This is a genomic window from Pseudemcibacter sp., assembly GCF_965661635.1.
In the GTDB taxonomy this organism is placed as follows: domain Bacteria; phylum Pseudomonadota; class Alphaproteobacteria; order Sphingomonadales; family Emcibacteraceae; genus Pseudemcibacter.
Window position 1 is genome coordinate 1 of record NZ_CBFIEP010000011.1, and the last position, 4,669, is coordinate 4,669.

The window sequence follows — 4,669 nt, forward strand, 5'->3', positions numbered from 1 at the left end:
AAAATTCAATCGCTTGGGTTGTTTTTTTCTAATTTTACAAGTCTTTTATGATAAAGTTCCGCATTTATTTCCGCCCCCAATATAAAACCGACACTTAAAAAGTAGAAAAACACTAGTGCGATAATAGCCCCGGCAAGGCTTCCATAGGTGACATCATAGTTGCCAAAATACTTGAGATAAAGAGAAAATGTGTTTGCGACGAGCATCCAAAGAATTATAGCGCCAAGCGCACTAGGTGCAACGGGAACTGCGACTTTAAGGCTACGAGGACGCAAGACTAAATACGCGAGACATAATGCGCCAAAGATAAGTCCAAAGCTCGTCGAAAGTCTGACCAAATTCCACAAAAATGCCCAATCTGCATTAACGGGACTATATTTAATAATAGTATTCCAAATAACTGGTCCGAAAACCAGAGCCGTCATGCCTAATATAATACTGCTTGCGGACATGATAACCAATAACAAACCCTCTGCACGACGTCTAAGGTATGGGCGTCTAGTAACGGTTGAATAGGCACGAACTATTGCTAATCTCGCCGCATCAATAGCAGATGATGACACCCAAATAGCGCCAATAATACTAAAGGTCATGATACCTTTATTGGTTGTTGTCACCATTTGTTCAATAGGGGCTCTTAGAACGGATGCAACATCGGTTGGCATACTGTCAAAAAGCCATGATAAGGCTTCGATACCTGATTCAGATTGTCCAAATGTACCGGCTAGAGATACGAGAAAAATAATAAACGGAAAAAGCGCAAGCATTCCTAAAAAGGCAAGATGTCCGGCCATGACCATGCCATCATGCTTATTAAAATTGGCGATTGCTTTAAAAAGAAATTTTATGAAAGCGACGGGTTTTTCTATTTAATCCAAATGTCCACGAATGTTTTTTGCTTCTGTTTCTTTTAATTTAGTGGACCATTTTTTTACAGATCTTTCAAGTTCAGAATTTTTCCCGCTTGGCATCATGACCATTAACCGAACCAATTGATCGCCTTGCTTCTTCGTTTTGGGGTCGGTCGCGCCTTTGCCTTTTAGGCGCATGGTTTTACCTGAATTGGAGTTTTTCGGTATATTGAGCGAAATTTTCCCGTTTACGGTCGGCACGGTCACTTTGCCCCCCATAATTGCTTCTTCTATCGTAATTGGTAAATCCATAACAATATCATTGTTGTTACGGGTAAAATATGGATGTTTCTTAATGTGAACTTCGATTAAAGCATCACCGTTTGCACCACCACCAACACCAGGACGTCCTTGTCCTTTAAGTCGGATTTGTTGTCCTTCTTTTACATTTTCGGGTGTTTTAATATTTAATGTTTTACCATTTTCTAATTTAATTTGTTTTTTGCTGCCAAGAACCGCGTCAAGAAAATCAATGTTAATAGTATAGGTTTTATCCTCACCGCGTTTTTTAACGGCTGATCTCGCGCGGGATGCGCCAGCACCACCTCTTGCAGCACCACCACCAAAAATACTTGAAAATAAATCTTCAGCATCAAAACCGGAACCAAATGGATTTCCGCCGCCGCCGCCAAACCCACCACCACCAAATGGGTTACCGCCGCCAGCATGTTGGCGTTGATAGCCGGAAAACCCTTTTTCACTGCCGTCCGCGTTAATTTCGCCGCGGTCATATCGTGCTTTCATTTTTTCATCGCTTAAGAGTGCGTATGCGGCCGAAACTTCCTTGAATTGTTCAGCAACTTTGTCGTCACCCGGATTTTGATCCGGATGAAGTTTCATCGCGAGCTGACGATATTTCTTTTTTAAATCGGCTTGGCTTGTGTCTTTTGACACGCCAAGAACTTTATACGGATCTTTCATATTCTATTCTTAACTCATTTTATATGAATTTTTCTGTAAACTCTTCTATTAATATAGTTAGCTATTTATAATTTTCCAAGTACCATCTGGCATGCGACACGCTGTGCCATATGCAGTTTCAGGTTCACCACCAATAGTAACGCTTTGCTGATATTCGCGACAATATTGTCCTTCGGTGCTTTGATAGGCGGGTTGTGGGGTAACCGTTCCTCTATTGCCGTTATCAGGGTTATACCATGTCGAGGCTTCACCTGAAACGCCTGTTTCAAGCGCACCTTGAGTTGTATTATACATTTTTTGCTGATCCGCTTCATCAAGTTTACTTCCGATGCTGCGCCCTGCATAACCACCTACCAATGCGCCCATCATGACACCAATACCATTATCGCCAGTGACTTCACCGCCGATGACCGCACCACCAATCGCACCAAGTAATGTGCCTGTTTCTTCTTTGGTACAAGATATAATTGATAATGACATAAGCAAAATTAATGTAAGTTTTGACATATTTTTAACATTCGTCATTTCTTTATCCTCTATCTTGAACTAAGTTTATTCTCTATTATCTATCATATAGTTAATATTTAAATAAAGCATTACAAGGTTAGAAAAAAATGCAAGACCCGTTTGAAAGATTTGCCGAATGGTTTGAAGAAGCCGGAAAAGTTGAGGATATGGCCGAAGCCATGTCAATTGCAACAGTTGATAGTCAAGGACGCCCATCGGTTAGAATGGTGCTGTTAAAAGATCATGGACCAGATGGTTTTACCTTCTATACAAACCTGGGAAGTCGCAAAGGCCAAGAAATCGCAGGCAATTCAAATATGGCGTTTTGTTTTCATTGGAAAAGCTTGGCCCGCCAAATCCGCATAGAAGGCGAAGTAACGAAAGTGACTGACGAAGAAGCGGACGCTTATTTTGCAAGCCGTCCAAAAGACAGCCAAATTGGCGCATGGGCATCAAAACAAAGCCAACCAATGGAAGGGCGGTTTGAATTTGAAGCCCGGATTTTAAAATATACGACTAAGTTTGGCTTAGGGGCCGTGCCGAGACCGGAATTCTGGTCCGGATTCCGTATGAAGCCGCGACGGATGGAATTTTGGCAAGACCGTAAATTTAGATTACATGACCGTCATATATACATACGAAATGAACAAGGCAACTGGGATACGGAAACTCTTTATCCCTGATAAGACTTGGATCCATTATGAATAATAACCCAATGACCAAAGAACAATCGGAAGTTTTATTAAAACGTGCCACCACTGCTTCGGTTGGTGTTGCTGTGACGTTGATCGGTCTTAAAACTTGGGGGTATATTGATAGTGGTTCTGTAGCCATATTTGGTACTTTACTTGATAGTGTTATGGATAGTCTTTCATCGATTATAATATTTATCGCGGTACGGTTTTCCATTACCCCTGCTGATGATGATCACCGTTTTGGCCATGGTAAGGCGGAAGCCATAGCAGGTCTTTTGCAAGCATTTATCATTACGGCAACATCACTATTATTAGTTTACGAAGTATTTGATAAAATTAAGAACCCACAGATAATTGGAAAAACAGAAATTGGCTTAGGTATTATCATTGCTTCCATTATTTTGACCCTGTTGCTCGTTCTTTATCAGCGGTATGTGGCTAAGAAAACCAAATCAATCGCCATTGAAGCAGACGGAATGCATTATACAGGTGATATTCTATTAAATATCGGTGTTGCGATCGCATTGGTTTTAGGGGGTTATTTCAATATGATTTATGCGGACCCTATCTTTGGCGCGATAGCCTGTTTTTACCTTTTACACAGTGCTTGGGAAGTGTTTAAAGCAAGTACCGACGTGTTGATGGACAAAGAAATGGATGATGATGAAAAGAAAAATATTGTTTCAATCATCAAATCCCATGAACGTGTCATCGATATTCATGAGTTGCGCACTAGGTCTTCAGGTTTGAATATTTTCATTCAATTTCATTTAGATTTAGAGCGTGGAATTAGCCTTTATGATGCGCATACTATTTCTGATCAGGTTGAAGACAGTCTGATGGAAGTTTATCCAACGGCAGAGATATTCATTCACGCGGATCCTGAAGAAATTACCAAAGATAGGGTAGAATGATTGCCTGAATTACAATTTATTGTACATTATAGCCTGCATTTAATTGCACCCGGTGCAATCGCTTGGGCATTCTTTAAACCGAGGTGGCAGCAAGCTTGGGTTATTATGATTGCGACCATGTTGGTTGATCTCGATCATTTATTGGCGACGCCTATTTTTGATACTAATCGTTGCAGCATTGGATTTCATCCATTGCATAGTTATTATGCCATTGGGTTTTATTTAGCACTCTTACTTATAAAAAACACCTATATGCGCATCATCGCTGTTGGTTTATTGTTTCACATGATAACGGATTATCAAGATTGTCTATGGATAACGTCTTAGGGCTTTATGATTTAGTTTAGAAGATTTTTTTCATTTGCCAGATAATTCAAAATAAGTCACAGTATTCTCATAATATACAAAGAGGGAAGAACCATGATATATTCTAGATTAATGAAGAAAATTAATGTTTCAGCGCTTATTTTCTTAATTCTCACGCTTGCAAATTCGGCTACAGCGCAGGTTAATCAGGGTATGTCCTTGGACCGATTAAACCGTATAGATAAAGTCATGCAGGATTATATCGATCAAGATCAACTTTCCGGTAATGTGATATATATCGCGAGAAATGGTGAAACCGTTTATCATAAAGCGCTTGGGCAGCGTGACGTTGCAGCAAATGATAATATGGAACGAAGTGATATTTTCAGAATTGCGTCACAATCAAAAGCTATTA

7 protein-coding genes are annotated in these 4,669 nt (G+C 40.1%); 4 read left to right on the plus strand and 3 right to left on the minus strand.

The window, feature by feature from the left end:
• Positions 1-5 precede the first annotated feature (5 nt).
• Genes ACTF6W_RS00750 through ACTF6W_RS00760 form a run of 3 tightly spaced genes read right to left on the minus strand, consistent with a single transcriptional unit; the run spans position 6 to position 2,357 of the window.
• On the minus strand, positions 6-869 hold the full coding sequence (locus tag ACTF6W_RS00750) for a YihY/virulence factor BrkB family protein (protein ID WP_438992634.1): 864 nt from the start codon (positions 867-869) through the stop codon (positions 6-8).
• Positions 870-1,832: a DnaJ C-terminal domain-containing protein gene (locus ACTF6W_RS00755; protein WP_438992628.1), complete on the minus strand. Its 963-nt coding sequence runs from the start codon at positions 1,830-1,832 to the stop codon at positions 870-872.
• 57 nt (positions 1,833-1,889) lie between these two features.
• Complete coding sequence (locus tag ACTF6W_RS00760) at positions 1,890-2,357, minus strand: RT0821/Lpp0805 family surface protein (RefSeq protein ID WP_438992629.1); 468 nt, start codon at positions 2,355-2,357, stop codon at positions 1,890-1,892.
• Positions 2,358-2,446: 89 nt separating this feature from the next.
• Between ACTF6W_RS00760 and pdxH the strand changes: the two genes are divergently transcribed.
• The 4 genes from pdxH to ACTF6W_RS00780 all read left to right on the plus strand — a co-directional run.
• Positions 2,447-3,022 carry a pyridoxamine 5'-phosphate oxidase gene (gene pdxH, locus ACTF6W_RS00765; RefSeq protein ID WP_438992630.1) on the plus strand — a complete coding sequence of 192 codons (576 nt, stop codon included), beginning with the start codon at positions 2,447-2,449 and terminating at the stop codon, positions 3,020-3,022.
• Between the two features lie 17 nt (positions 3,023-3,039).
• Entirely contained in the window at positions 3,040-3,948 is a 909-nt protein-coding gene (locus ACTF6W_RS00770) for a cation diffusion facilitator family transporter (protein WP_438992631.1), read from the plus strand.
• A complete protein-coding gene (locus tag ACTF6W_RS00775) occupies positions 3,949-4,275 on the plus strand; it encodes a DUF6122 family protein (protein ID WP_438992632.1) in 327 nt (108 codons plus the stop codon).
• Between the two features lie 93 nt (positions 4,276-4,368).
• Positions 4,369-4,669: serine hydrolase (locus ACTF6W_RS00780; protein WP_438992633.1), on the plus strand; the 301-nt coding region annotated here is incomplete at its 3' end.

Bases quoted from the DNA above. Each gene is read 5' to 3' on its own strand.
- ACTF6W_RS00755 (WP_438992628.1), bottom strand. From the start codon at position 1,832: ATGAAAGATCCGTATAAAGTTCTTGGCGTGTCAAAAGACACAAGCCAA.
- ACTF6W_RS00760 (WP_438992629.1), bottom strand. From the start codon at position 2,357: ATGACGAATGTTAAAAATATGTCAAAACTTACATTAATTTTGCTTATG.
- pdxH (WP_438992630.1), top strand. From the start codon at position 2,447: ATGCAAGACCCGTTTGAAAGATTTGCCGAATGGTTTGAAGAAGCCGGA.
- ACTF6W_RS00770 (WP_438992631.1), top strand. From the start codon at position 3,040: ATGAATAATAACCCAATGACCAAAGAACAATCGGAAGTTTTATTAAAA.